Below are 25231 nucleotides of genomic sequence, written 5' to 3' on the forward strand. Positions count from 1 at the left end.
TCAAAAAATCGGGTCATCCACTTCGGGCGTGTGGATGCCGCATTCGACCTTGTCCCACCCGCGCCAGCGACCCGCACGGGGGTCTTCGCCGACCTGGACCTTCGACGTGCAGGGCGCGCAACCGATCGACAAATACCCCTGTGCCTCCAACGGGTGACGCGGCAGCTTATGCTCATCGAAATAGGCGTCCAGCCGCGCCTTGTTCCAATCGGCGAGCGGATTGATCTTCAGCCGGCCTTCATCGGCCTCGAAGCGGGGCAGGGCGGTGCGCGTCCCCGACTGAAACCCCTTGCGGCCCGAAATCCACGCATCGAAACCGTTCAGCGCACGCCGCAGCGGTTCAACCTTGCGCAGGTCGCAGCAGCCATCGGGATCATAGTTCCACCGCAGTCCGGTCGCATCCTTCTGCGCCAGCAGATACGGGTCGGGCCGATAGACGCGCATGTCCACGAACCCCAGCCGTTCGGCCAGCTCGTCGCGATAGGCCAGCGTCTCGCCGAACATTTTCTGAGTGTTGACAAAGATCAGCGGCACGGTCCGGTCGATCTGCGCGACCATGTGGAGCAGCACCGCGCTTTCGGCACCAAACGACGATACCAGCGCGATGTCCTCGAACGGCTTTTCGGCAAAGACACCGCGCAACATCTCGGTTGTCTCGACACCCGCCCAGCGTTCATCCATCGCGCGCGCCGTTTCGGGCGTGAACCTGGGAGCGGTGTCGATGACATCGATTTGGCGGACAGCCTTAGCCATGACGTATTTTCCAGACCGGCGTCCGGCCGTCGGCGGCGCGCTGATAAACCTGTGGATAGCGCGAAAGGACCGTGGCGACGACGGTCGGGTCCAATGGCTTTGCGGGCGCAAAACTGTCGAACCCGCAGCGTCGCATATAGGCGATCTGATCGACCAGAACGTCGCCCTCGGCCCGCAATTCCCCGACATAGCCGGCCTCACGCAAGATTCGGGCGGTCGAATAGCCCCGGCCATCGCGGAACGTCGGAAAGGCGACCTCGACCAACGCGACGCGGTCCAGAAAGGGCAACAGGTCGCGGACGTCCTCACCCGGCACGACGCGGACGGCGTTGGCATTCGACTGGTCGGCAATGAATGCGGCCAGCGTCACTGGCGGTTCGTCTTGCGCCTGATCATCGCGGAAGCGTGGCCACTGGCCTTGCGCCGAATTATCCATAGATCGCCTCCTTGAACGGTTCCATGCCCACGCGGCGATAGGTGTCGATGAAGCGCTCGCCGTCGGTACGCACCGCGACATATTTGTCGGTCACGCGCTCGACGGCATCGACGATCCCGTCCTCGGAAAAGCCCGGGCCGGTGATCTTGCCGATCGACACGTCCTCGGCACCCGATCCACCCAGCGACAGCTGATAATTCTCGACGCCTTTCCGATCGACACCCAGGATGCCGATATGCCCGGCATGGTGATGCCCGCAGGCGTTGATGCAGCCCGAAATCTTCAGCTTCAGCTCGCCCAGGTCACGCTGGCGCTCCATATTGGCAAAGCGGGTCTGGATTTTCTGCGCCACCGGTATCGATCGCGCGTTGGCCAGGCTGCAATAATCCAGCCCCGGGCAGGCGATGATGTCGCTGACCAGGTCGAGGTTCGCCGTCGCCAGGTCGGCGGCGACCAGCGCCTGCCACACGGCATACAGATCGCGCTTGGCGACATGGGGCAAGACGATGTTCTGCGCGTGGGTCACACGCAATTCGTCGAAGCCATATTGCTCGGCAATCGCGGCCATCGCGTCGATCTGGTCCGCCGATGCATCGCCCGGGATACCGCCGATCGGCTTCAGGCTGATGTTGGCGATCGCATAGCCCGGCTGTTTGTGCTTGGCGACATTCTGCGACACCCAGACACGAAAGCCCGGGTCGGCCTGTTCGATATCATCGGGCAGCCCGACCTCGAACGCAGGCGGCGCAAAGAATGCCGCCACGCGGTCGAACTCGGCCTTTGGCGGGTCGAGGCCAAGCGTCTTGACGTGCGCGAATTCCACATCGACCTGGCGGCGATACTCGTCGGCACCGATCTCGTGAATCAGGATCTTGATGCGCGCCTTATAGATATTGTCGCGTCTCCCGTGGCGATTATAGACGCGCAGACAGGCCTCGACATAGCTCAGCAGGTCGTCGGCCACCACGAAGTCGCAGATTTCGGGCGCGATCATCGGCGTCCGGCCCATGCCGCCACCGACGAAGACCCGCCCACCAAGCACACCATCGCGCGTCGTCAATTCGATGCCGATGTCGTGCAGGCGCATCGCCGCCCGATCCTCGCTGCTCGCGACCACGGCAATCTTGAACTTGCGTGGCAGGTAACTGAATTCAGGGTGGAAACTGCTCCACTGGCGCAGCACCTCGGCCCAAACGCGCGGGTCGGTGACCTCGTCCGCCGCAGCACCGGCATATTGGTCCGAACTGATGTTGCGAATGCAATTTCCGCTGGTCTGGATCGCGTGCATCTCGACCGTCGCCAGATCGGCGAGGATGTCGGGCGTCTCGTCCAGCTTGATCCAGTTATACTGGATGTTCTGGCGGGTCGTGAAATGCCCGTAACCGCGGTCGTACTTGCGCGCGATATGGCCCAGCATCCGCATCTGCCGCCCGTCGAGCGTCCCATAAGGCACCGCAACGCGCAGCATATAGGCATGGAGTTGCAGGTACAGGCCATTCATCAACCGCAGCGGCTTGAACTGGTCCTCGGTGATGTCACCGGCAATCCGACGCGCCACCTGATCGCGAAAATCCGCCACGCGGGCATCGACGAGCGCCTGGTCGTAAGTGTCGTATTTGTACATCAGATTATCCAGGATCCGGCGGTTGGGTCGGCGGGTTTCAGGGTCAGGTCGGGACGCACCGTGGGCCCAAGTGCGCGCACACGATCCTTGATATGGGCTGGGCGCGGCCCTTCCGAAGTGGCCACCGCTTCGATGATATAACCAGCGTTAACGCGACGTGCGTCTTCCTCCGCCGACAGGATCGCGGCACCGTCTTCACCAACATCGCCCGCCTCCTCGACATGGCGCGACCAGCCAGTGCCGGTCCACCAGATTACGTCGCCGGTCTTTAGGTCATTGCCGGTCACCAACTTCATCAAACTTCAGTCCCCATCGTTTCTGCCTGAGCCGCAAAGGCCGCCAGCTTGTTCGTCGCATCCGACAGCATCACGACCTCGCCGATCACCAGGATCGCCGGGCTGATGACCTGCTCGCGCTCGACCAGATCGCCCAGATCGGCAAGCAGCGTCCGCATCGCACGCGATCCAGGCAATGTCCCGCGCTCCAGCACCGCCACCGCGATTCCGGGAGAAACACCCTCCAGCATCAGCTTGTCGGCAATCGCCCGCGCGCAGGTCACGCCCATATAGATGACCAGGGTCCGACCGTGCCCCGCCAGACCCGCCCAGCTCTGTTCCGCCAGGTCCTTGCAGGTGCCCGCCACAAAGCTGACCGCGCTCGACCAGTCGCGATGGGTCAGCGGCAGCATTGCTTCGGCGGCGCAACCCAATGCCGCCGATACGCCGGGAATAACCTCGACCCGCAGGCCAGCGGCGCGGACCGCCTCGACCTCCTCGCCGCCCCGCCCGAATACGAACGGGTCGCCACCCTTCAGCCGCACGACGATCGCACCGGTCTTTACGTGGGCGACGATCAGCGCGTTGATTGCGTCCTGTGGCAGGGTATGGCGGTCGCGCTTCTTGGCAACGCTGATGCGCTGGGCATCGGGGCGGACATGATCGAAAACGCGTTCGTCGATCAGGCCGTCATGGACGACGACATCGGCCTCGTTCAGCGCGGCGACGGCCTTCATGGTCAGCAGGCCGGGATCGCCCGGGCCAGCACCGACAAGGATGACGCGCCCACGCGCTTCGGGATCGAGGAGGGAAACCATGGACTGAACATGGCCCCGCGCGTGGGGAACCTCAACCCAGCGATTGTTGTGCGTGTGTTAGCGCAGCTTTGGCGCTCTGTCGCCTATGCCTCGCGCAGTCCGATGTTGATCGACCCGCGCGCGTTTTCCTCTTCGGCGGACGCGACCGGGTAGGCACAATAATCGGCGGCGTAATAGGCACTTGGCCGATGATTACCCGACAGGCCGATCCCACCGAAAGGGGCCCGCGATGACGCCCCGTTGGTCGGCTTGTTCCAGTTGACGATCCCCGCGCGCGCATTGGCCCAGAACTGATCGTAGAGTTCGGGGCTGCCCCCGATCAGCGATGCTGCCAGTCCGAAGCGCGTGTTGTTGGCCTCTGCCAGCGCCGCGTCGAAATCAGAAACACGGATGACCTGCAGCAGCGGGCCGAACAGCTCCATGTCGGGGCGGTCGGCAATATCGGTCACGTCGATCATCGCTGGCGTCAGGAAGGGGCGCCCGGCAATCGGGCGCTCCATCTGCATCATGGGACGACCACCCTTCATCAGCAGCGCGAGGAAGCTTTCCTGCAATCCGTCGGCGGCTTCATTGTCGATCACCGGACCCATGAACGGGGCAGGGCTGCTGTGCGGCTCACCAACGATCAGCCGGGCCGAGATCCGCTTGATCTGTTCGAGGAGGGGTTCGTGAAACCCGTCGCGGACGATCAACCGGCGGGCGGCGGTGCAGCGTTGGCCTGCACTCAGAAAAGCTGACTGCACGACGATGGTCGCGGCGGCATACAGGTCGGGCGCGTCCCAGACGATGATCGGGTTGTTGCCGCCCATTTCCAGCGCCAGCATCTTCTGCGGGGAATCGGCAAACTGGCGGTTCAGGATCAGGCCGGTCTGCGCCGATCCGGTAAACAGCAACCCGTCGATCTCGGGATGCGCGCCCAGCGCCTTGCCCTCGGCCGGACCGCCGACGACCAGGCGGATGACCCCGGTCGGTATTCCCGCCAGATGGAAACATTCGACCAGCATCCGGCCTGTCGCAACGGTCTTTTCCGACGGCTTGAACACCACGGTATTGCCCGCGATCAGTGCGGGCACGATGTGACCGTTGGGTAAGTGCGCGGGGAAATTATACGGCCCCAGCACCGCAAGCACGCCGTGCGACTTGTGCCGCAGCGCCTGACGACCGTTCATCTCGCCATCGACACGGCGTTGCGCCGTGCGTTCGTTGTAGGCGTCCGACGAAATCTCGACCTTGGCGATGACCGATTCGATCTCGGTCTTGGCCTCCCACAATGGCTTGCCGGTCTCGCGCGCGATCAGGTCGGAGAATGCCGCGCCTTTGCTGCGCACGACGTTGGCAAAGCGCCGCAACAATTCGACGCGGACGGCCACGGGCTTCGATGCCCATTCTGGCCAGGCCGCGCGGGCATAGCCCACCTCATCATCGACATTGCTGACCGGACCGCGCCACACGACGGCACCGGTCGCGGGTTCGGTCGATACGATTTCGGTACTCATACCATGTCTTTAGCGCGTCGAGAGCGATTTGCCAGCGCCGCACCCATCCGGCGAATGGCGACGGCTTTCGCGTCCAGCGGCGACCAGTCGTCGCCATCGGCAATCGGTTGCCAGATCGCCTCGACCTCCTCGATCGCCATGCCGCACGGGGCCGCATCGGACCAATAATGGTCGGCCAGGTCGAGCGCCGATGCAAAGGGAGCCACAGCGTCGCGAAAGGCGGCGAAATGATCGGCGGCATAGTCACCATGTCCCGCGCGCAGATCGCCGCCCGCCCAGTCGAAAAAGAAACGGTCGATGTTGACCCGGCTGGCAATCAGTCCAGCCTCCATCGCCTGCACCAGCCCGATATTTTCATCGTCATCGCGCGCGGCCACGCCCAGCCGCCACAGCATCGCGGCGACCAGCGCGGTGCGATAGGCGGGGGCAAAACCATCGACCGCCGCCGCCAGCGGTTCTACTTCGGCAATCGTATTCAGCGCGATCGCCAGTTGCACGACGTTCCAGTGGATCGCTTCTGCCTGGCGCCCGAACGCATAGAGACCGGCTGAATCGAAATAGGCTGCGGTGAAACCGGGATCAAAGGTTTGCGCGAACCGCCACGGCCCGTAATCGAAACTTTCCGCGGTGATGTTGATGTTGTCGGTGTTCAGCACGCCATGGACGAACCCCGCCGCCATATAGCTTGCCGCCAGCCGCGCCGCTTTCCCGGCCACCAGCGCCAGCAGGCGGGCAGGGGCGTCCGCGCCCGCATCCTCGCCATAATAATGTTTCAGCGCATAAGCGACCAGCCGGTGCAGCGCGTCGTGCTGGCCCAGCGTGGCCAGTCGCTGGAAACTGCCGATGCGGATATGCCCGTGGCTCAGGCGCACCATCACCGCAGACCGGGTCGGCGATGGCTCGTCGCCCCGATGCAGTTCCAGCCCCGTCTCGATCAGCGAGAACGTCCGCGACGTCTCGACCCCCAGCGCCTCCAGCATTTCGGTCGCCAGGATTTCGCGCACGCCACCTTTCAGGGTCAGCCCGCCGTCACCGAACCGACTATAGGGCGTCGTCCCCGACCCCTTGGTGCCGAGGTCCATGATCCGCCCCGCACCGTCGCGCATCTGGGCAAACAGGAATCCGCGACCGTCGCCGATGTCGGGGTTGTAGTTGCGAAACTGGTGGCCGTGATAGCGCAGCGCCAGTGGCTCGGGCAGGCTCCCGGTGAGCGGCTCGAACCGCCCGAAATGCGCGATCCATTCGCTGTCGCTGAGGCCAGCCAGTCCGACCGTGGCGGCGGCCATGTCGTTGCGCCAGCGCACGATATGTTCGGGAAATTCGGCGGCGCGAACCGGATCGCCGATAAACTCTGCGATCTCTGTGATGATATGTTCAGGGTGGAAAGCTTGCGCTGGGTCGGCCATGACACCGGTATGGCCGCTTTGGGTCGGGGCAATCAACAATGACTTTTACGGGGACATTTACAGACGGTTATTGGTGGTCGAACGACAGCCTGCGCCTCCACTATCGCGATTATGCCGGTCCATCGGAGGCTGCCGCGAACCGGCCCGTCGTCATCTGCCTGCCCGGACTAACCCGCAACGCGCGCGATTTCGATGGGCTTGCCGAACGGCTTGCCGGACAGTGGCGCGTGCTGGCGGTCGAGTTTCGGGGCCGCGGCGAAAGTGCCTATGCCAAGGACGCGATGACTTATGTCCCGCTGACCTATGTTCAGGACGTCGAGGCTTTGCTGACCGCCCTCGGTCTCACGCGTGTCATCCTGATCGGCACGTCGCTGGGCGGCATCGTCGCGATGATCCTGGCGTCGATGGATCGCGAACGGATTGCGGGCGTCGTCCTGAACGACATCGGCCCGGTGATCGAGCCGCGCGGGCTGGAACGGATTCGCGGCTATGTCGGCCGGACCGGGCCGTGGCCGACCTGGCTCCATGCCGCGCGCTGGCTGGCCGAAAACAACGCGACGTCCTATCCGAATTATGGAATGCCCGACTGGCTGGTGATGGCCAAGCGACTGTTCCGGCTGACGTCCGCCGGGCGGATCGTGGCCGACTATGACAAAAAGATTTCCGAACCATTCCGTCTTGCCGGGGGCGAAGCGGGGCAGGACCTGTGGCCTGTCATCGCGGGCATGGCGACCATCCCCACGCTCATCATCCACGGCGCATTGTCCGATGTTTTGAGCGAGGCAACGACGCAGGCGATGGTTGCCCGGATGCCACTGGCCAAATATGTCGATGTCGCAGGCGTGGGCCATGCCCCCACGCTCGACGAACCCGAAGCCGGGGCCGCGATCGACACTTTCCTGTCCCCGCTCGCCTGATGCGCAGAATTCTTCATTGCCACTCGACCTTCGACGCGGGTGGCAAGGAGGCGCGCGCGGTGCGCCTGATGAACGCGTTCGGCGACCAGTTCGATCATGTGATCCTGACCGCGACGCCCGGTGCGCTGGGCGCGCGCACCCTGATCGATCCCGGTGTCCGTGCCGATTTCCCAACCGATGCCCCGTCGCTGATCGGCAAGCCCGGCCCCCGCCGCTACCACCGTCTGGCCGACTATATGCGCGGATTCGATCTGATCCTGACGTATAATTGGGGCGCGATGGACGCCGTCATGGCGCACCGCGTGTTCGACAATTTGCCTCCGCTGATCCACCATGAAGACGGTTTCAACGCCGATGAAGCGGTCCGCCTGAAGACCCGCCGCAATTTTTTCCGCCGCCTCGCGCTACCGACCGCCCGCGCGCTGGTCGTGCCCTCGCAGACTTTGGAAGCCGTGGCGCGGGGCGTGTGGCACATCACGCCCGTCCGGATTGCCAATGGCATCGACGTGGCGGCCTATGCGCGCCCGACCGTCGCGATTCCCGGCCTTGCGCGATTGCCCGGAGAGATTGTCGTCGGCACGCTCGCGGGGTTGCGCCCGGTCAAGAATTTGCTCCGTCTCGTCCGCGCTGCCGCTACTATTCCCAATGTCCGTCTCGTCATCGTGGGGGAGGGGCCGGAACGCGCCGCCATCCTTGCCGAAGCGGCGCGCACCGGCATGGCCGACCGTCTCGTCCTGCCGGGGTTCATGCCGCGCCCGCACGACTATATCGGCCATTTCGACCTGTTCGCCCTGTCCTCCGACAGCGAACAATTCCCGATCTCGCTGATCGAGGCGATGGCGGCGGGCCTGCCCTGCCTGGCGACCGACGTCGGCGATGTCGCGACCATCGTGGCCACTGCCAACCGTCACTTTGTCATGCCTGCCGAAGACAGGGCTTTCGCAGCGGGGCTGGCCGCCTTGTGCGGCGACGCCGCAATCCGGCGGTTGCTTGGCGAGGCGAACCGGGCCAAGGCGCTCGCGGAATATGATGAGCGGATCATGATCGGGCGCTATCGCATGCTTTATGAAGCCGCATTTCGCGATTCTTGAAGCAATTACACATCGGTCTTCGTATATGTGGATGCGGTGCATTAGGAGCTGAAGTTTGTTCAAGGGTGTAAAGCCGATCGTTTACCGCGGTCGCGAAGTCTGGCCGTTGATCGAGGGTGGCAAGGGCGTTTCGGCGACCAACCACATGAGTTCGGGCGCATGGGCGCAGGCGGGCGGCATCGGCACGGTCAGCGCGGTCAACGCCGACAGCTACGATCCGACCGGCAAGATCGTGCCGCAGGTTTATTCGGCGCGCACCCGCGTCGAACGCCACCAGGAATTGATCCAATATGCCATCGACGGGGCCGTCGAACAGGTCAAGCTGGCTTATGATATGTCGTCGGGCAAGGGCGCGATCAACATCAACGTGCTGTGGGAAATGGGCGGCGCACAACCGATCCTCCATGGCGTTCTGGAACGGACCAAGGGCATGGTTGCCGGCGTGACCTGCGGTGCCGGAATGCCCTATAAACTCAGCGAGATCGCCTCATCCTACGGGGTCTCCTATCTGCCGATCGTCAGCTCTGCCCGCGCGTTTCGCGCGCTGTGGAAGCGCGCCTATTCAAAGGCTGCGGAGTATCTGTCGGCGGTCGTCTATGAGGATCCCTGGCTGGCGGGCGGCCACAATGGCCTGTCGAATGCCGAAGACCCCAAAAAGCCCGAGGACCCCTATCCACGCGTGAAGGCACTTCGCGACACCATGCGAGAGGGGGGCATATCCGACGAAACGCCCATCGTCATGGCGGGCGGGGTGTGGGCGCTGAAGGACTGGAACGACTGGCTCGACAATCCCGAGCTTGGCCAGATCGCCTTTCAATTCGGCACGCGCCCGCTGCTCACGCAGGAAAGCCCGATCCCGCAAGGGTGGAAGGACCGGCTGATGACGCTGGAGGAGGGCGACATCCTGCTTCACCGCTTTTCACCCACCGGCTTTTATTCAAGCGCGGTCCGCAACCCGTTCCTGCGCAACCTGGAACACCGCAGCGAGCGCCAGATCGCCTTCTCCGGCGAATCGGTCGGCGACCACACGCACCAGCTTGACGTTGGTGTGAAGGGCAAGCATTTCTGGGTCACGCGTGGCGACCTGATGCGCGCCCGCGAATGGTATGGTCTGGGCTATACCGACGCATTGAAGACCCCCGACAACACGCTGGTTTTCGTCACCCCCGCCGAAAAGGCCGCGATCCGCAAGGACCAGGCAGATTGCATGGGGTGCCTCTCTCACTGCGGTTTCTCGGCGTGGAAGGACCATGACGACTGGTCGACCGGCTACCTCGCCGATCCGCGCTCCTTCTGTATCCAGAAGACGTTGCAGGACATCGCCCACGGCGGCCCGGTCGAGGAAAACCTGATGTTCGCGGGGCATTCCGCGTTCCGGTTCAAACGTGATCCGTTCTATTCAAACGGGTTCGTGCCGACGGTGAAGCAGCTTGTCGACCGCATCCTGACCGGGGACTGACGCTCGGTCTGTTGCCTCACGGCCACAGTCCTCCAGATTGTGCGGCACTGCACCATGACGGCTGCCTTAAGTCACCAAATTGACTTATTCGTCCCCTAGCCGCGCCGCCAGCAGGATGAGAAAGTCGGATCGGGCAGCACCCGCATTCCCCCTTTGCCACCACCGCTGACACGTCATTTCGCGTCGCTTGCGGGCGTCGCAACACATCTGGGGATTTCCATGTCGAGAACATCAGTTACCCGTCCGGCTTCGTTTCTGGCCGTAGCGCTTGTTGCCTTGTCGACGGCTAATGCCGCGCACGCACAGGACGCTGTCCCGGCTCCCGAAGCATCGGACACCACGCTCGGTGACATCGTGGTGACGGCCGAACGGCGTTCCGAAAATCTGCAAAAGGTGCCGATCTCGGTCGGTGTCGTGGCCGGCGACCAGCTTCGCAGCTTCCAGGCGGGCGGCGACGACATTCTCGCGCTGTCGGGCCGCGTTCCCGGGCTTTATGCCGAAACCACGACCGGCCGCATCTTTCCGCGCTTTTATATCCGTGGCCTTGGCAACGTCGATTTCTACCTCGGCGCATCGCAGCCGGTGTCGATCATCCAGGACGATGTCGTGCTGGAACACGTCGTCCTGAAATCCAATCCCGTCTTTGACATGGCCCAGGTCGAAGTGTTGCGCGGACCACAGGGTTCGCTGTTCGGGCGCAACACGACGGCAGGCATCATCAAGTTCGACAGCATCAGGCCCAGCCAGCAATGGGGCGGCCGTGCGTCGGCTTCCTATGGCAGCTACAACACCGCCACCTTCGACGGCGGTTTCGGCGGTCCCATCGTCGAGGACAAACTGTCGTTTCGCATCTCGGGGCTGTATCAGCACCGCGACGACTGGGTCGACAACACCTACACCGGCGTCAGCCAGGACGGCACCGTCGCTCCCCGCAAGAACGCGCTCGGCGGCTTCACCGACCGGAACGTCCGCGTCCAGCTGTTGCTGACGCCCAATGAACAGCTGTCCATGCTGACCTCGTTCCACGCGCGCGATTATGACGGCACGTCGACGATCTTTCACCGGGCCGCACTGAAAAAGGGTTCGAACGACATCTCGGCCGAACCCCGCGACAGTATTGCGTTGGACGAAGGCAACGACAATCCGCAGTCGTACAAAACCTATGGTGCATCGGAAAAGATCGCCTTCGATTTCGGGCCGGTCACGCTGACCTCGATCTCTGCCTATGAAACGACCAAGGGGTTCAGCCGGGGCGATACCGACGGTGGTGCCGCGAGCAATTTCGGAGGCACCGGTTTTGGCCAGTCGCAGGGCAACATTCGCGATCTCGACCAGCTCACGCAGGAAGTTCGCCTGTCGAGCAACGGTGACACCCGTTTCAAATATCAGGTCGGCGCGATGTATTTCGATCAGCACGACCGCACTGAATTCTACCAGCGCACCTATTTCCTGACGACCGCCGCGAACAACCCGAACAACTTCGTCCGGCTGCGCGACATCAACACCAGCTGGGCGTTCTTCGGACAGGCCAGCCTGGAGGTCGTGCCCGGCCTGACGATCACCGCCGGTGGCCGTTATACCAAGGACACCAAGAAGACCCGGCTGGTAAAGGCCGTCGGCGAGCCCGCGGGTGGCCCGTTCGCCGACCGTCCGTTCGTGCGCCTGTCGGACAAGCAGCCCAGCTGGGACGTCAGTGCCTTGTACGAACTGTCGCCAGAGGTGAGCCTGTATGCCCGCGTCGCGCGCGGCTTTCGCGGACCGACGATCCAGGGCCGTTCGGCGGTGTTCAACGCGCCGTTCTCGACCGCCAATTCGGAAACCATCGTGTCGTATGAAGGCGGCATCAAGACCAATCTGTTCGACAACCGGGTGCGCTTCAACCTCTCGGGCTTTGGCTACCGCGTCAAGAACATCCAGCTGAACGGCAACGATACCAATGGCAACGGCGTCCTGTTCAACGCCGCCAAGGCCGATGCCTATGGACTGGAGGCCGAACTCGACACCCGGCCAATTCCGAACCTGACGTTGTCGGCGGGCCTCAGCCTGTTGCATACAGAAATCAAGGATCCGAACGCACTGGCGCAGGTGTGCCAGCTGAACGGCGTCGTCGTCTGCACCGTGCAGAACCCGACCGTCGCCATCGGCACCAACAATTTCGCGCGTATCGACGGCAACCCGCTGCCCAATGCTCCGAAATACACCGCCAACATCTCGGCGCGCTACGACGTGCCGCTGGGCAATGGCAGCGCGATCTTCGCGGCAACCGACTGGAACATCCAGGGTTATACCAACTTCGTCCTGTACCGCACTGCCGAGTTCAACTCGAAGGGCGATTTCGAAGGCGGGCTGAAAATCGGCTACACCGCCGCAGAAGGCAAATACGAGATCGCGGCCTTCGCGCGCAACATCACCAAGGAAAAGAACCTGAAGGGCGTCATCGAGAATTACATGGCCGCAGTCTTCAACGAACCACGCATCATCGGGGTGTCGATCTCCGGCAAGATGTGATCCTGGGACCGGTGCGGGGTATTCGCCCCGCTCCGGCCCCGCTTGAAATCAGGACCCGATCAATAACCCGTCACCCCGGCGCAGGCCGGGGCCTCTACGGATTTCCGATAGGGCGGTTAACTACCCAACAGCCGTATAGCCCCCCGGCCTACGCCGGGGTGACGGCCCCCCCCTATTCAAACCTACCAGCCACCCGCATCGGCGCGATCATCGACACCATCAGCGCCGCGATGGCGGTCACGACCGCGCTCCACAGGATAACGACCAGCACGCCCACCCCTTGCGCCACCGTCTGCGTCAACAGGCCGACGCCTTCATCAAAGCCGGGGCCTCCGAAAATCGGCGATACGAACAGGGGAAAGGCGACCGCGCCGACAATGCCGCCGCACCCGCTCGCAACAAAGGCGCTGGCGGTTGTCCCGACATTCAACTGACGCACCAGCACCGATCCGGCCCATGCGGCCAATGCTCCGCCCACGCCCAGCGCCATCGCGCCCGCCGGTCCGACAAATGCCGCGCCAGTGCTGATCGCCGCCAGTCCGGCGATGGCGGCCGTCGCCACCCCGTCGTCTCCGCCCGGACTTTCTCGCCAGCGCGCGATTGCAAAGCCCACCAGTACCGCTGCGCTGGCCGCCAACAGCCCATTCAGCATCGCGGTCGCGGCATCGTCACCGCCGCCGAACGCCGCGCCACCCAGAATGCCGATCCAGCCCACCAAAGTCAGCGCCAGCCCGGCGTGTCGCAGCGCCGGGACCGCGCCCGCGCCCGTGACCGTTACCGTGACCGCCTCCGCTGCGTCGTCGTCGATCCCGCCGCGTCCGATCAACAGCGCCGCCACCAGTGTCGCCGTGCCCGCTGCGACCTGCACGACCAGCCCGCCACCGAAATCCAGCACGCCCAGGTCGCTGAGCCACCCGCCGCCCCAGATCCAGTGAGCGACGGGGGCATAGACGATCAGGCTCCAGACCGCGACGAAGCCGCCCAGCCAGCCGATCCGTGCGCGATGGGCGATCGATGAAACCATAATCCCGACCGCAAACAGGGCGACGGTCAGTTGATACAGGGCAAAAACAATGTCCGAAATGGTCAGGTCGGCGTGCATTTCGGCCATGTTCGCCAGCATCGCATTGTCGGCACCACCGATGATCGAGCCGCCCTCGCTGAACGCAAGACTATAGCCGAGGGCCGCGAAGACGAGCGTCGCAATCGCCGCCGACAGCACTATCGCGGGGCCGTGTACGCCGTCGCGACGACCATGCAACAGCGCGAGGCCGGGCAGGGCGGCAATCAGTCCCAATGCAGAGGCTGCCAGCACCCACGCGCTGTCGCCGCTGTCGGCCACCACGATCGGCTGGGCCTGCGCCACAGTCGCCAATGAAATGCCGAGCGTCGTCAGCGCGTAACGGGAAAGTGTGGTCATCGTGACCAACCTAAACATGGCGGGTTAAGGCTTCAACTACGGCAATCGATCGGGTGCCAGGTCGGGGCAATTGACGCGGGCGGTCCGACACGCCAATCGATCATGATGCGCTTCACTTTCACCGCCATCATCCTTGCCGCGCTCGTCATGCCGGGCGCGGCCCTCGCCGAACGAAAGCTCCCCTATTGGGCGTCGATCAGCGCGGGAAAAGCCCGGATGCGAAGCGGTCCCGGTCGTCAATTTCCCGCAACCTGGATGTATCAGCGTGTCGGATTGCCGGTAAAAGTGCTCGAAATCTATCCGAACTGGCGAAAAATTGAGGATCCTGACGGCACTACCGGGTGGGTTCAGGGCAATTTGTTGAGCGACAATCGCACCGCGATCGTCATGGGCGGTATCCACGAGATGCGTGGCGCGGCCGATGCCTCGGCCCCGGTGGTCTGGCGCGCCGAACCCGGCGTCGTCGGCGCGCTGACGCAATGTGACCGGGGCTGGTGCCTGTTCGACGTAAAGGGCCGCACCGGCTATATTGAAATCGCCCATATCTGGGGAGCAAAGCCCGACGAACGTCTGCCGTGAGTGGGCCGATTTGGTGGGTGCTGGCTGGAACCGCGCTGGGCGCGATCCTCGGCAGTTTCATCGCGACGCTGGTGATCCGCTGGCCGCAGGGGCGGGGGACCGGGGGGCGTTCGGCTTGCGACGGCTGTGCCGTTCGCCTTCGCTGGTTCGAACTGGTGCCGCTGGCCAGTTTCCTGCTCCAGCGCGGAAAATGCCGGCACTGCGGTGCCCGAATTGCGCCCGACCATTTCTGGATCGAAGCCGTCTGTGTCGTGGTCGGCGGTGTCGCCCTCGCAGTCGCGCCGGGGTGGGAGGGGATGGCCGGTGCGTGCTTTGGTTGGATATTGGTGGCGCTGGCCGCGCTTGATCTCCGCCATTTCTGGCTCCCCGACCGCCTGACGCTGGCGCTGGCGGCAACCGGAGTTGCGGGCGGCGCGATCGGTTTTGATCCACCACTCTCCGATCGCCTGGTCGGCGGCCTCGCGGGGTTCGCGACCCTCTCCATAATTGCGTGGAGTTACAAACGGTTACGCGGACAACAGGGGATGGGGGCGGGTGACCCGAAACTGCTGGGCGCAATCGGATTGTGGCTCGGCTGGCAGGTGATGCCCTTTGTCCTGCTCGGTGCCAGCATTTTGGGTATAAACTTGGTGGTCTACCAACTACTGCGCAAACGCATCGTCACCAGCCAGACCCGCTTGCCACTCGGCGCGCTGATGGCGGTCGCGGCCTTTCCGATCTGGGTCTTCAGCCGCTGACCAATGCCGCGGCTGCCCGCGCATTGGCTTCGATCGTCGTCACGTCGAGCGGTCCCTTCGGAACGATCCAGCTGCCCCCAACGCACAGCACCGCCGCCTCCGCCAGCCACTCGGGCGCCGTCGCCAAAGTGATGCCGCCGGTGGGGCAAAAACGCACGTTGCCGAACGGTGCCGCCAGCGCGCGCAATGCCGGAAGCCCACCCGCCGCCATCGCTGGAAATAGCTTGAACCGGGTCAGCCCCATGTCGAGCCCGCGCATCAGGTCGCCCGCATTCGCGACGCCGGGCAGGAACGGCACGCCGCTCGCCACCGCCGCGCGGCCCAGCGACTCGGTCAGGCCTGGACTGACGATGAATTTCGCCCCGGCATTGATCGCTGCCTCGAGGTCGGTCGGGTTCAGGACGGTCCCCGCCCCGACGATCGCGCCCGCGACCGACGACATCGCGGCAATGACATCAAGCGCCGCCGGAGTGCGCAGCGTCACCTCCAGCACCCGGACCCCGCCCGCGACCAGCGCCTCGGCAATCGGGCGCGCTTGCGCCACGTCGTCGATGACGAGCACCGGGACAACCGGCCCATCGCGCATGATGGCTTCAACGTTCATCGGCTATGCTCCATTGCAAAGGCGGCGGCAGCGCCGAACAGCCCGGGTTGGTCGAGGGTGATCAGCTTAACGGGAATCCCCGCCATCATCGCCTGAAACCGGCCCTTTGCCACGAACCGTTCGGCAAAACCCGACGCAGGCAGATGTCCCGCAATGCGGGCACCGACTCCTCCCGCGATCACCACCGCATTTGCCCCGTGCGCCAGCGCCAGATCGCCCGCGACCGAGCCAAGTGCCATGCAGAAGCGGTCCAGTGCTGCGACGGCAAGACTGTCTGTGCCATCAAGTGCCGCTGTCCACAACGCCTTGTCGTCTTGGGCAAAGGGCGCTCGTTTTTCGATTTGGCCCAGCGCGTCGTGGATGTGCCTCAGCCCCGGACCCGACACGATCCGCTCGGTCGAGACGCGGCGCAGCTTCGCGCGTAATTCGCTAACCAGCTCGTCCTCGAAATGGTCGATAGGGGCAAAGTCGAGGTGCCCACCCTCGGTCGGGCCGACGTGATAGCGATCCTTGGTCCGCAAGACATATGCGACGCCCAATCCGGTTCCTGGGCCGACGACCGTCGTCGTTCCCAGTTCCGGCAGCGGCACGTCGGGGCCGCACAAATGGCTAAAACTGCCCGCTGACGCCTGCCCGACCGCATGACCGACGGCAGCGAAATCGTTGACGAGCGTGAAACTGTCGACGTTCAGGCGCGCCTCGATCAGCGATGGGCGGACGGTCCAGTGACTGTTGGTCAGTTGCAGCACGTCGCCCTCAACCGGCCCCGCAAATGCGATGCCTGCCGCCCGGGGGAGGGGATGCGGGATGGTTTCGCCAAAAGCCTCCCATGCGGTCTGGAAACTGGCAAATTCTGCGGTCTTGAATGTGACTGTCGAGCCCAGATCAATGACCCTGCCATCCGCCGCTTCTGCCAGGGCAAATCGCGCGTGGGTTCCACCGATGTCGACCGCGACGATCTGCATCGTCATAGCCCGGCGGCGAGTAGCATGGCCGACGCGCCCTGTTCGGCACTATCCGACCCATGGCGCATAAAGGCAAACAGTTCGCGCCCCGTGCCAACCGGCGGCGGCGGGGTCCGTGCGGCGAGGCGGCTCGACAGGTCGGCGCTGGTGGACAGCGTTCCGGCCACTGCATCGACGCGCACCACGTCGCCGTCCTGCAACTGGGCCAAGGCGCCGTTGTTTGCCGCCTCGGGCGTGACATGAATCGCTGCTGGAACCTTGCCACTGGCCCCCGACATCCGCCCGTCGGTGACGAGCGCCACCCGGAACCCGCGATCCTGCAGCACGCCGAGCGCGGGCGTGAGCTTGTGCAGTTCGGGCATGCCATTGGCTTGCGGACCCTGGAAGCGCACGACGACGACCACGTCGCGCTCCAGCTGCCCGGCCTTGAACGCCCGCAATACATCGTCCTGGTTTTCGAAAACCGCGCACGGTGCCTCGATGATCCAGCGTTCTTCCACGACGGCGCTGGTCTTGATGACGCAACGTCCCAAGTTGCCGCGCAACAGGCGCATGCCGCCGTCGGGTGCGAAGGGCGCAGCGACCGGACGCAGCATGGCATTGTCGCGGGTGACAGGGACTGGTTGCCACATCACGGCATCACCGACCAGCACGGGTTCCTGCCCATAATCGGACAGGTCCGACCGCGCCACTGTCATCACGTCGCGGTGCAACAGACCCGCTTCCAGCAATTCGTGAATGACATACGCCATGCCGCCCGCATGGTGGAAGTCGTTCACATCGCCCGATCCATTCGGATAAACGCGTGCGATCAGGGGAACCGCCGCCGATAGCGCATCGAAATCTTCCCAGTCGACGACGATCCCAGCCGCACGCGCAATCGCGGGAACGTGGATGGCGTGATTGGTCGATCCGCCCGTCGCCAGCAACCCGACTATCGCATTGACGATGGCCTTTTCATCGACGCAGCGACCGAGCGGGCGATAATCGTCGCCGTGCCAGCCAATCGCCGCGAGACGGTGAACCGCCGCCCGGGTCAGCTCACTACGCAATCGAGTGCCGGGATTGACGAACGCCGCGCCCGGCATATGCAGGCCCATGACCTCCATCATCATCTGATTGGAATTGGCGGTGCCGTAAAAGGTGCACGTCCCGGCGTCGTGATAACTGGCGGATTCGGCCTCCAGCAATTCGGCGGTGCCGACCTTGCCCTCGGCATAAAGCTGACGAATGCGCTGCTTTTCCTTGTTCGCCAGTCCCGACGGCATCGGTCCTGCCGGGATCAACAGGGCCGGCAGGTGACCGAAGCGAAGCGCGCCGATCAGCAGGCCGGGCACGATCTTGTCGCAGATGCCGAGCATCGCCACACCCTCGAACATGGCATGGCTGAGCGCGATCGCGGTTGACAGCGCGATGGTGTCGCGGCTGAACAGCGACAGGTCCATGCCCGCCTGGCCCTGCGTGACGCCGTCGCACATCGCGGGCACGCCGCCCGCCACCTGCGCGGTCGCGCCGGCTTCGCGGGCCGCAATCTTGATCGCTTCGGGGTAACGGCCATAGGGCTGATGCGCCGACAACATGTCGTTATAGGCGGTCACGATGCCGATGTTCATGGCCTCGCCGCTGCGGATGACGGCCTTGTCTTCACCCGATGCGGCAAAGCCGTGAGCGAGGTTGCCGCATGACAGGTTGGGCCGATTTGTCCCGGCCTCGCGCTGGCGATCCATCAAGTCCAGATACGCGGCCCGCGACGGACGCGACCGTGCCACCACGCGTTCGGTCACCGCTGCGACGATTTCATGCATCTCAGTCATGCCAGCTTGCTCCGTCGCGTTCAATCATGCCCATTGCCGCCGACGGACCCCAGCTTCCCGCGGTATAGGGCTTGGCCATGATACCGGCCGCGTCCCATGCCTTGTGAATCGAATCGACCCAGGTCCATGCTGCTTCGATCTCGTCGCGACGCACGAACAAGGTGGTGTCGCCCTCCAATAAGTCCAGTAGCAACCGCTCATAGGCAACCCGCCGCCGTTTTCCGGCAAAGGTGGCGGCAAGGCTGACGTCGAGCCCGACATTGGTGAGTTCGATCCCACCCCGGTCGAGCCCCGGCTCCTTGGTCATGATCTGCAGCCCGATGCCCTCGTGCGGTTGCAGCCGGATGACGAGGGCATTGGGTTCGAGCCCATTGCCGCGCGTTGCAAAGATCGAGTGGGGAACCGGCCGGAACTGGATCAGGATTTCGGAATGGCGCGTCGGCAATCGCTTGCCCGTCCGCAGATAGAACGGAACGCCACGCCAGCGCCAGTTGTCCAGATGCGCTTTTACCGCGACAAAGGTCTCGGTGTTGGACTTGCCGCCCAGCTCGTCGGCATACCCCTGTACGGGCTGCCCGTCGATCGCGCCCGATGTGTACTGGCCCTTCACGCTGAGCAGCGCCGCTTCGGAGTTGCTCAGGGGCCGCAGCGAGCGCAGCACCTTTACCTTTTCGTCGCGCACGGCCGTCGCTGTGTAACTTGCAGGCGGTTCCATCGCGACCAGCGCTAGCAGCTGCAGCATGTGGTTCTGGACCATATCCGCCAGCGCTCCGACGCCGTCGTAATAGGAAACGCGCCCCTCCAGTCCGACCGTTTCAGCAACGGTAATCTGAACATGTTCGATTGAGGCAGCGTTCCACAATGGTTCGAACATCGTATTGCCAAACCGCAAGACCAACAGGTTCTGCACTGTTTCCTTGCCAAGATAGTGATCGACACGAAAGATATTCTCCTCGTCAAACGCATGACCGACCGCTGCGTTGACTTCGCGACTTGAAATCAGGTCGTGACCAATGGGCTTTTCCATCGCGACGCGCGTTGCCGGGCCCGTCAGGCCGACCGTTTCAAGCCCGGCGACTACGGGCGCAAACAACGCTGGCGGTGTCGAGAGATAGAAGGCAATACCGCCGTCCTTGAAGGCGGCGGCCATCTCGGCGAGCTTTTGAAAGTCATCGGCATTGTCGCTGGAGACCGCACAATAGTCGATCCGCGCGATGAAGGTCGCGACTTTTTCGGCGTCGTATAGTTCGAGCGGCTTCAACGATGTTTCGACCTGGGCCCGAAAAGCCGCGGTATCGACCTTCGATCGTGCCGAACCGATGATCCTGAAACTTTCGGGCAGCAAGCCATCGCACGAAAGGTTGTAAAGCGACGGAAACAGCATCCGTTGTGCTAGGTCGCCAGTGGCCCCGAACAGTACGAATGTTTCGAACGATCGTGACATGCGGCGTAATGCTCCTTGAGGAATCACCCGGTGTTTAGCCGCGCGGGGGAGCGATGCAAGCGACCGTAACGGAAATTGAATGGATTGTGGTCGAAGCGTGTTCGCGAGTTCGAGTACGGCAAGGACGAGCGGCTGTCTGGCGGGTAGCGCGGATTGCCACCCAAGAAGACTAGCATTACAGTTGCGCCTTTGATTGAACTCTGAATCAATGTGTGTCCATGGTATGGAGGCTGTGGATGACGGGTGCATCGATCGAAACGACATTGGAGCTTTGGGCATCGTCGCTGCGAGACGTGAAGTCGCGGATGCGGGGATTGTTCACGCAGGAGCGGGTTGCGGCGTCGGCGGGTCTTTTTTTGGACGGGCTGCTGGGGGACGAGCGGCGCAAGACGGGCTGGATGCGTGCCGAGGCGGCGGGCGATCCCGGGCCGTGGCGTCAGCAGGCCATTCTCGGGCGGGGGCGTTGGGACGCGGAGGCGCTGCGCGATATCGCCCGCGATTATGCGCTGGAGACGCTGACGGATGAAGATGCGGTGCTGGTCATCGACGAGACCGGCTTTCTGAAGCAGGGCAAGGCGTCATGCGGCGTGAACCGGCAATATACCGGTTCGGCAGGCAAGATCACGAACTGCCAGATCGGGGTGTTCGCGGCCTATGTGTCGCGCCATGGCCATGCGTTCATCGATCGTGCGCTGTATCTGCCCAAGAGTTGGACGAACGACCCGGTGCGCATGAAGCGGGCACATGTTCCCGCCGGGACGGCGTTTGCGACCAAGCCAGAGCTCGCGGTGACGATGATCGAGCGGGCGATCACGGCAAAGGCGCCGTTCAGCTGGGTGGCGGCCGACAGCGTCTACGGCGTCGGCGCGATCGAACAGGCCCTGCGACGTGCGGGGAAGGGCTATGTGCTCGGGGTCAACTCCAACCATCACTTCGCCTCCTGGGGCGTGATCCCACCGGTTGCCGGTACTGCCGAAGGCATCGCAAAAAGCCTTGAGCCCGGGGCCTGGCAGCGGCTGTCGGCGGGTGAAGGCACCAAGGGCGCAAGGCTTTATGACTGGGCCTATTGCCCACTCGCCGATCTCGATGCGGCCGAATATGACGCACAGCGATCGGGACTGTGGACCCGCGGCCTGCTGATCCGTCGCACGATCGCGGACGGCGATCTTGCCTTCTTCTCGACCTGGTGCCCGCAAGGCACGACGATCGAAGCCCTTGTCCTGGTCGAGGGGCGCCGCTGGGCGATCGAGGACAGCTTCGAGACCACCAAGAACGAACTCGGCCTCGATCACAACGAAACCCGCTCCTGGCATGGCTGGAATCGCCATGTCTCGCTCGTCATGCTCGCCTTTGCGATGATGGCAACCATCCGCCACAAAGCGAACATGACGCCCCCAAAAACAGTCTGGCGGCTTCGGCTCTGATCCGCTGGTCGGTTCAGGAAATCCGCCGCATCGCCATCCGTCTCGCTCAGCGCCGTATCCAACCAGCGCACATCATCGCATGGTTGTTGTGGCGAAGGGCACATCAGGCCGAAGCCAGACACGCTCACCTCAAATCAAAACAGCAACTGTAATGCTAGGTCGTGAACCCATAAACAGGATTCCCAAAGCGTCGTCGATCTGATTCAGGGTTTCGGCATGAGCCGTTATGATCTGACAGATTTCGAGTGGCGCGTGATCGCGCCGTTGTTGCCGAACAAGCCGCGAGTGGTGCCGAGGGTCGATGACCGGCGGGTGCTGAACGGCATCTTCTGGGTGTTGCGCTCGGGTGCGCCGTGGCGCGACCTGCCCGAACGCTATGGGCCGAGGACGACGTGCTACAACCGGTTTGTCCGTTGGCGGCGAGCGGGCGTGTGGGACCGGCTGATGGACGCGATCACCGAGGCTTACGACGGCGACATCCAGATGATCGACAGCACTTCCATTCGGGCGCACCAGCAGGCTGCGACCCTAAAAAGGGGGGTCGAGATCATTGTCTCGGTCGCTCCCGAGGCGGCCTCACGACCAAGATCCACGCGATCGTCGATCGGCAAGGCCTGCCGATCCGCCTCGGCCTGAGCGCGGGGCAAGCGCACGACGCGCCTGCCGTGCTGGCGCTGCTCGACCGGCTCGATCCGCGCACCATCGTGCTTGCTGACAAGGCCTATGACGGCAACGCCGTCCGCAAGCTCGCCGACAACTTCCTCGCCATGGTCAAGCTCGCCTCAATGCGGCTGTGGTTGCGCGCTTATGAGTCTACGGCCTAGATTCTGTAGACAAAAAAACCGCGGCGAGCCGCGGTTTTTCTTTCAGCGGTTACAGATTTCTCCCTGTAACCTTCTGTTTATTCGGAGGCTTCAGCCGCCACCAGCACCCAGACCACGTGTGCAACCAAGAAAGTCCCAAAAACCGCGTACAGGTTTGATGTTCTGCTTCTTCATGATCAGATCCCTTTTCATCGAAGCGCTGCCGAAGGCACGACTCCGTAACAAAGTTCTTAACCATAAGGAACGTGGTTAGCAAACCGTTAATTATAAGCGGTACGGGATTCCTTTGCGCGAAGTAAAAGCCTCGCCAAAGACGAAAACCGCATCGGGCGACCGATCAGATAGCCCTGGGCCTGGTCGCAACCCATTGCGGCGAGGGCATTAAGTGTCTCGATAGTCTCGACGCCCTCGGCAACTACTTGGCGATTCAGCTGGTGAGCGAGTTGCACTGTAGAATTGACCATCAGGCGATCGCTGTTGTTGCGATCGATCAGCGACACGAAGCTCTTGTCGATCTTGATCTCAGTCGCCGGTATTTTTTTCAGGTAGTCGAGCGTCGAAAAGCCGGTGCCATAGTCGTCGATCGAAATCTTGATCCCGGCGGCGCGCAACTCATTCAGCAGGTTCACGGCATTGCCGTTGTTGGCGATGGCTGCCGATTCGGTGACTTCCAGAGTCAGCAACGATGGATGAAGTCCGAGGTCGTCGAGGTGGTCGGATATCATGTCGGCCAGATAAGGGCTTTCCAGAAGTCCTGCGGAAAGATTGACGGCGATATTGAACGGAATGCCGCGCGTGTTGATCGCGACCGCGGCCCGCACGGCGCTGTTGAGGACATGGAGCGTCAGTTTTTCAATGCGGCCATGCTGTTCGGCGACCGGGATGAACTCGTCGGGACTGATTTCGCCCTTTTCCGGATGCGACCATCTGACCAGCGCTTCGGCTCCGACGATCCGGCGTGTCGGGATGTCGAGCTTCGGCTGGTAGGCAACCCAGATCTCACCGTTATCGATAGCCTCGTCGAGGCGCCCGAGCAGAGCCAGTTTCCATTCGGCATTCTTCAGCTTTTCAGGGTCATAACCTTTCCATTTCTGGCCGTCTGCGGCGGCTTCATCAGCCGCAACCAGCGCGCTTCCGATGCGATTTGCGCTAGAACGCTTGAACCCAGAGTCGATACCGAATGTCACCGCAAGATCGATCTTGCGATCGGCGATTACAACGGGCGTCGAGAGTAATGCATGAAGGCCGCCGAGCTGGTCATTGAAGCTTGATCCCCGGATATCGCTAGCCAACCAGGCAAAAATGCCTTCGTCACCCTGATACAGGTCAGAGTTACCGACGCCGAGGCCGAAGCGCCGGACGATCTGTTCGACCAGCACACGTTCCATCACAAGGTCGAGACTCGAGCTGATTTCCGCGAAATTCCGAATGCGCGCGACAATCAGGGACTTCCCCTCAGGTGGCGCGCTTTGCCGCAAGGCATTCAAGTTCGGCAGACCCGATAAGGCATGGGTCATGCCCCCCTTCAGGCGGATCCGCCTCCGGGCCGCCGCTACAAGTACTATCGTAAGCATGACTGCCGCGGGAATGACATCAACGAAGACGAGATTCATCTCGAGAATTAAAGGTAAAACTACGATCATCAGGATGGGCATCGTCACCGCAGCCAGCTTAAGCTTCTTCTTCTCCGAAAATAGAAAAGCGAGACAGCAGCCGAATGTCGCGAGGCACATCCACAGCGGATTGATCTCGACCGGAATACCCCGTTTTAAAGTTTCTGCCGACAGAACATGACCATATACACCTGCCACCCGCCCCTGGCCGGGAAGGTTGTAAGTATCGTTGAGATCGGCCGAGATTGCCCCGATCATCACGTCCTTGCCGCGAAAGCGGGAGCTCGGGATGACGTTTTTGAGGATGTCGACTGCGGAAAAGGTAGGCACCGAGCTGACGAGGATAGAATTGTCAATCGGGAACGACTCCGCGCCGTCACCAGTGACGCCTGCCATAACACTGGCCATTGAGGGGTAATTAACTCCATCGAATGTTCGGGAGAAATGCATTCTCCACAGTTCGTCGGCAAAGTTCATTTGTCCGCTGATGTTGGCAAGCCGAATGTCGTGCCCGAGCTGCGGTGACGGGATCACTGCCTTGAACACTGTGGTCGACGGACCATAATCCAGCCGAATGGGCAGAATAATCTTTGATGGAGTGCGGTGGAACGCCTGGCTCAGGGCGAGGTCGTCGACTGGATTTGTCTTTCCGGTGAAGTTGAGATCGAACAGAATTCGCCGCGCACCGCCGGTGTTTAGGTTGTTAACTATTTGCGCCACGTCGCGCCTGCGCCATGGCCAACGACCCAGCTCATGAATGCTCTTTTCGTCGAGGCCGACAACGACAATGTCCCCGCTCGCCTGAGTGGGGTGAAGCACGTTACGTGCACTGCGCAACAGGTTCTCGACCGGCTCACCGAAGCCGGTGACGCTAAAGATCACCCCGACGGCCGCAGCCCAGATGAGGGTCTTGCGCCAGGGATTTGCCGTCTTTTCACTCTTCCGCCGCAGGGCAGGCCACATGGTTTGCGCTCGCTTTCGCGCCTTTGTGGCACCGAAAGGTTAGCAAACCGGAAACCATCGC

20 protein-coding genes and 1 pseudogene are annotated in these 25231 nt (G+C 62.8%); 8 read left to right on the top strand and 13 right to left on the bottom strand.

The window, feature by feature from the left end; all coding sequences use genetic code 11:
- The 7 genes from Q0R02_RS08055 to Q0R02_RS08085 all read right to left on the bottom strand — a co-directional run bounded on the left by Q0R02_RS08055 (position 1) and on the right by Q0R02_RS08085 (position 6808).
- Positions 1-753 carry a phosphoadenylyl-sulfate reductase gene (locus tag Q0R02_RS08055; RefSeq protein ID WP_293882248.1) on the bottom strand — a complete coding sequence of 251 codons (753 nt, stop codon included), beginning with the start codon at positions 751-753 and terminating at the stop codon, positions 1-3.
- The gene (locus Q0R02_RS08060; RefSeq protein WP_293882250.1) at positions 746-1189 is read right to left on the bottom strand and encodes a DUF934 domain-containing protein; all 444 of its coding nucleotides are present in this window, start codon (positions 1187-1189) and stop codon (positions 746-748) included. The genes Q0R02_RS08055 and Q0R02_RS08060 overlap by 8 nt, the downstream gene beginning before the upstream one ends.
- Positions 1182-2813 (bottom strand): nitrite/sulfite reductase, encoded by a 1632-nt coding sequence (locus Q0R02_RS08065; RefSeq protein ID WP_293882252.1) that lies wholly within the window; start codon positions 2811-2813, stop codon positions 1182-1184. Before Q0R02_RS08065 ends, Q0R02_RS08060 begins: the two co-directional genes overlap by 8 nt.
- Positions 2813-3109 carry a DUF2849 domain-containing protein gene (locus Q0R02_RS08070; RefSeq protein ID WP_293882254.1) on the bottom strand — a complete coding sequence of 99 codons (297 nt, stop codon included), beginning with the start codon at positions 3107-3109 and terminating at the stop codon, positions 2813-2815. Before Q0R02_RS08070 ends, Q0R02_RS08065 begins: the two co-directional genes overlap by 1 nt.
- Entirely contained in the window at positions 3109-3906 is a 798-nt protein-coding gene (cobA, locus tag Q0R02_RS08075) for a uroporphyrinogen-III C-methyltransferase (RefSeq protein WP_293882256.1), read from the bottom strand. The genes Q0R02_RS08070 and cobA overlap by 1 nt, the downstream gene beginning before the upstream one ends.
- An 83-nt stretch (positions 3907-3989) precedes the next feature.
- Positions 3990-5402, bottom strand: coding sequence for a succinylglutamate-semialdehyde dehydrogenase (gene astD / locus Q0R02_RS08080; RefSeq protein ID WP_293882258.1), 1413 nt, complete (start codon positions 5400-5402; stop codon positions 3990-3992).
- Positions 5399-6808, bottom strand: coding sequence for a protein adenylyltransferase SelO family protein (locus Q0R02_RS08085; protein WP_293882259.1), 1410 nt, complete (start codon positions 6806-6808; stop codon positions 5399-5401). The genes astD and Q0R02_RS08085 overlap by 4 nt, the downstream gene beginning before the upstream one ends.
- A gap of 38 nt (positions 6809-6846) precedes the next feature.
- On the opposite strand from Q0R02_RS08085, the gene Q0R02_RS08090 reads away from it, so the two are divergent.
- The 4 genes from Q0R02_RS08090 to Q0R02_RS08105 all read left to right on the top strand — a co-directional run bounded on the left by Q0R02_RS08090 (position 6847) and on the right by Q0R02_RS08105 (position 12783).
- Complete coding sequence (locus tag Q0R02_RS08090; protein ID WP_293882261.1) at positions 6847-7725, top strand: alpha/beta hydrolase; 879 nt, start codon at positions 6847-6849, stop codon at positions 7723-7725.
- Positions 7725-8816 (top strand): glycosyltransferase, encoded by a 1092-nt coding sequence (locus Q0R02_RS08095; protein ID WP_293882263.1) that lies wholly within the window; start codon positions 7725-7727, stop codon positions 8814-8816. Before Q0R02_RS08090 ends, Q0R02_RS08095 begins: the two co-directional genes overlap by 1 nt.
- A gap of 55 nt (positions 8817-8871) precedes the next feature.
- Positions 8872-10275 carry a nitronate monooxygenase family protein gene (locus Q0R02_RS08100; RefSeq protein ID WP_293882265.1) on the top strand — a complete coding sequence of 468 codons (1404 nt, stop codon included), beginning with the start codon at positions 8872-8874 and terminating at the stop codon, positions 10273-10275.
- Positions 10276-10494: 219 nt separating this feature from the next.
- On the top strand, positions 10495-12783 hold the full coding sequence (locus Q0R02_RS08105; RefSeq protein WP_293882267.1) for a TonB-dependent receptor: 2289 nt from the start codon (positions 10495-10497) through the stop codon (positions 12781-12783).
- Between the two features lie 172 nt (positions 12784-12955).
- Here the strand turns inward: Q0R02_RS08105 and Q0R02_RS08110 are convergent, their stop codons facing one another.
- Positions 12956-14203 carry an ammonium transporter gene (locus tag Q0R02_RS08110; RefSeq protein WP_293882269.1) on the bottom strand — a complete coding sequence of 416 codons (1248 nt, stop codon included), beginning with the start codon at positions 14201-14203 and terminating at the stop codon, positions 12956-12958.
- 102 nt (positions 14204-14305) lie between these two features.
- Between Q0R02_RS08110 and Q0R02_RS08115 the strand changes: the two genes are divergently transcribed.
- Complete coding sequence (locus tag Q0R02_RS08115; RefSeq protein ID WP_293882271.1) at positions 14306-14782, top strand: SH3 domain-containing protein; 477 nt, start codon at positions 14306-14308, stop codon at positions 14780-14782.
- Positions 14779-15519: an A24 family peptidase gene (locus Q0R02_RS08120; RefSeq protein ID WP_293882273.1), complete on the top strand. Its 741-nt coding sequence runs from the start codon at positions 14779-14781 to the stop codon at positions 15517-15519. Before Q0R02_RS08115 ends, Q0R02_RS08120 begins: the two co-directional genes overlap by 4 nt.
- Here the strand turns inward: Q0R02_RS08120 and eda are convergent.
- From eda to zwf, 4 genes are read right to left on the bottom strand one after another with little or no spacing between them, the layout of a single operon-like run.
- The gene (gene eda, locus Q0R02_RS08125) at positions 15509-16123 is read right to left on the bottom strand and encodes a bifunctional 4-hydroxy-2-oxoglutarate aldolase/2-dehydro-3-deoxy-phosphogluconate aldolase (RefSeq protein ID WP_293882274.1); all 615 of its coding nucleotides are present in this window, start codon (positions 16121-16123) and stop codon (positions 15509-15511) included. The genes Q0R02_RS08120 and eda overlap by 11 nt on opposite strands.
- The gene (locus Q0R02_RS08130; RefSeq protein ID WP_293882283.1) at positions 16120-17088 is read right to left on the bottom strand and encodes a glucokinase; all 969 of its coding nucleotides are present in this window, start codon (positions 17086-17088) and stop codon (positions 16120-16122) included. The genes eda and Q0R02_RS08130 overlap by 4 nt, the downstream gene beginning before the upstream one ends.
- A 2-nt stretch (positions 17089-17090) precedes the next feature.
- Positions 17091-18902, bottom strand: coding sequence for a phosphogluconate dehydratase (edd, locus tag Q0R02_RS08135; protein WP_293882276.1), 1812 nt, complete (start codon positions 18900-18902; stop codon positions 17091-17093).
- Positions 18895-20346, bottom strand: coding sequence for a glucose-6-phosphate dehydrogenase (gene zwf / locus Q0R02_RS08140; RefSeq protein WP_293882277.1), 1452 nt, complete (start codon positions 20344-20346; stop codon positions 18895-18897). The genes edd and zwf overlap by 8 nt, the downstream gene beginning before the upstream one ends.
- A gap of 236 nt (positions 20347-20582) precedes the next feature.
- Between zwf and Q0R02_RS08145 the strand changes: the two genes are divergently transcribed.
- Together Q0R02_RS08145 and Q0R02_RS08150 are read left to right on the top strand one after the other, a co-directional pair.
- Positions 20583-21770, top strand: a complete 1188-nt coding sequence (locus Q0R02_RS08145; protein WP_293882279.1) for an IS701 family transposase — start codon at positions 20583-20585, stop codon at positions 21768-21770.
- A 216-nt stretch (positions 21771-21986) separates the two neighbouring features.
- Positions 21987-22594, top strand: a pseudogene (locus Q0R02_RS08150) (IS5 family transposase).
- A 260-nt stretch (positions 22595-22854) separates the two neighbouring features.
- Here Q0R02_RS08150 and Q0R02_RS08155 read toward each other — a convergent pair.
- Entirely contained in the window at positions 22855-25170 is a 2316-nt protein-coding gene (locus Q0R02_RS08155) for an EAL domain-containing protein (protein ID WP_293882281.1), read from the bottom strand.
- Between the last annotated feature and the right edge of the window lie 61 nt (positions 25171-25231).

Source organism: Sphingomonas sp. (assembly GCF_025353885.1).
In the GTDB taxonomy this organism is placed as follows: domain Bacteria; phylum Pseudomonadota; class Alphaproteobacteria; order Sphingomonadales; family Sphingomonadaceae; genus Sphingomonas_O.

Coding starts and splice junctions, on each gene's coding strand:
- Q0R02_RS08055 (WP_293882248.1), bottom strand. CDS start 753: ATGGCTAAGGCTGTCCGCCAAATCGATGTCATCGACACCGCTCCCAGG.
- Q0R02_RS08060 (WP_293882250.1), bottom strand. CDS start 1,189: ATGGATAATTCGGCGCAAGGCCAGTGGCCACGCTTCCGCGATGATCAG.
- Q0R02_RS08065 (WP_293882252.1), bottom strand. CDS start 2,813: ATGTACAAATACGACACTTACGACCAGGCGCTCGTCGATGCCCGCGTG.
- Q0R02_RS08070 (WP_293882254.1), bottom strand. CDS start 3,109: ATGAAGTTGGTGACCGGCAATGACCTAAAGACCGGCGACGTAATCTGG.
- cobA (WP_293882256.1), bottom strand. CDS start 3,906: ATGGTTTCCCTCCTCGATCCCGAAGCGCGTGGGCGCGTCATCCTTGTC.
- astD (WP_293882258.1), bottom strand. CDS start 5,402: ATGAGTACCGAAATCGTATCGACCGAACCCGCGACCGGTGCCGTCGTG.
- Q0R02_RS08085 (WP_293882259.1), bottom strand. CDS start 6,808: ATGGCCGACCCAGCGCAAGCTTTCCACCCTGAACATATCATCACAGAG.
- Q0R02_RS08090 (WP_293882261.1), top strand. CDS start 6,847: ATGACTTTTACGGGGACATTTACAGACGGTTATTGGTGGTCGAACGAC.
- Q0R02_RS08095 (WP_293882263.1), top strand. CDS start 7,725: ATGCGCAGAATTCTTCATTGCCACTCGACCTTCGACGCGGGTGGCAAG.
- Q0R02_RS08105 (WP_293882267.1), top strand. CDS start 10,495: ATGTCGAGAACATCAGTTACCCGTCCGGCTTCGTTTCTGGCCGTAGCG.
- Q0R02_RS08110 (WP_293882269.1), bottom strand. CDS start 14,203: ATGACCACACTTTCCCGTTACGCGCTGACGACGCTCGGCATTTCATTG.
- Q0R02_RS08115 (WP_293882271.1), top strand. CDS start 14,306: ATGATGCGCTTCACTTTCACCGCCATCATCCTTGCCGCGCTCGTCATG.
- eda (WP_293882274.1), bottom strand. CDS start 16,123: ATGAACGTTGAAGCCATCATGCGCGATGGGCCGGTTGTCCCGGTGCTC.
- Q0R02_RS08130 (WP_293882283.1), bottom strand. CDS start 17,088: ATGCAGATCGTCGCGGTCGACATCGGTGGAACCCACGCGCGATTTGCC.
- edd (WP_293882276.1), bottom strand. CDS start 18,902: ATGACTGAGATGCATGAAATCGTCGCAGCGGTGACCGAACGCGTGGTG.
- zwf (WP_293882277.1), bottom strand. CDS start 20,346: ATGTCACGATCGTTCGAAACATTCGTACTGTTCGGGGCCACTGGCGAC.
- Q0R02_RS08145 (WP_293882279.1), top strand. CDS start 20,583: ATGACGGGTGCATCGATCGAAACGACATTGGAGCTTTGGGCATCGTCG.
- Q0R02_RS08155 (WP_293882281.1), bottom strand. CDS start 25,170: ATGTGGCCTGCCCTGCGGCGGAAGAGTGAAAAGACGGCAAATCCCTGG.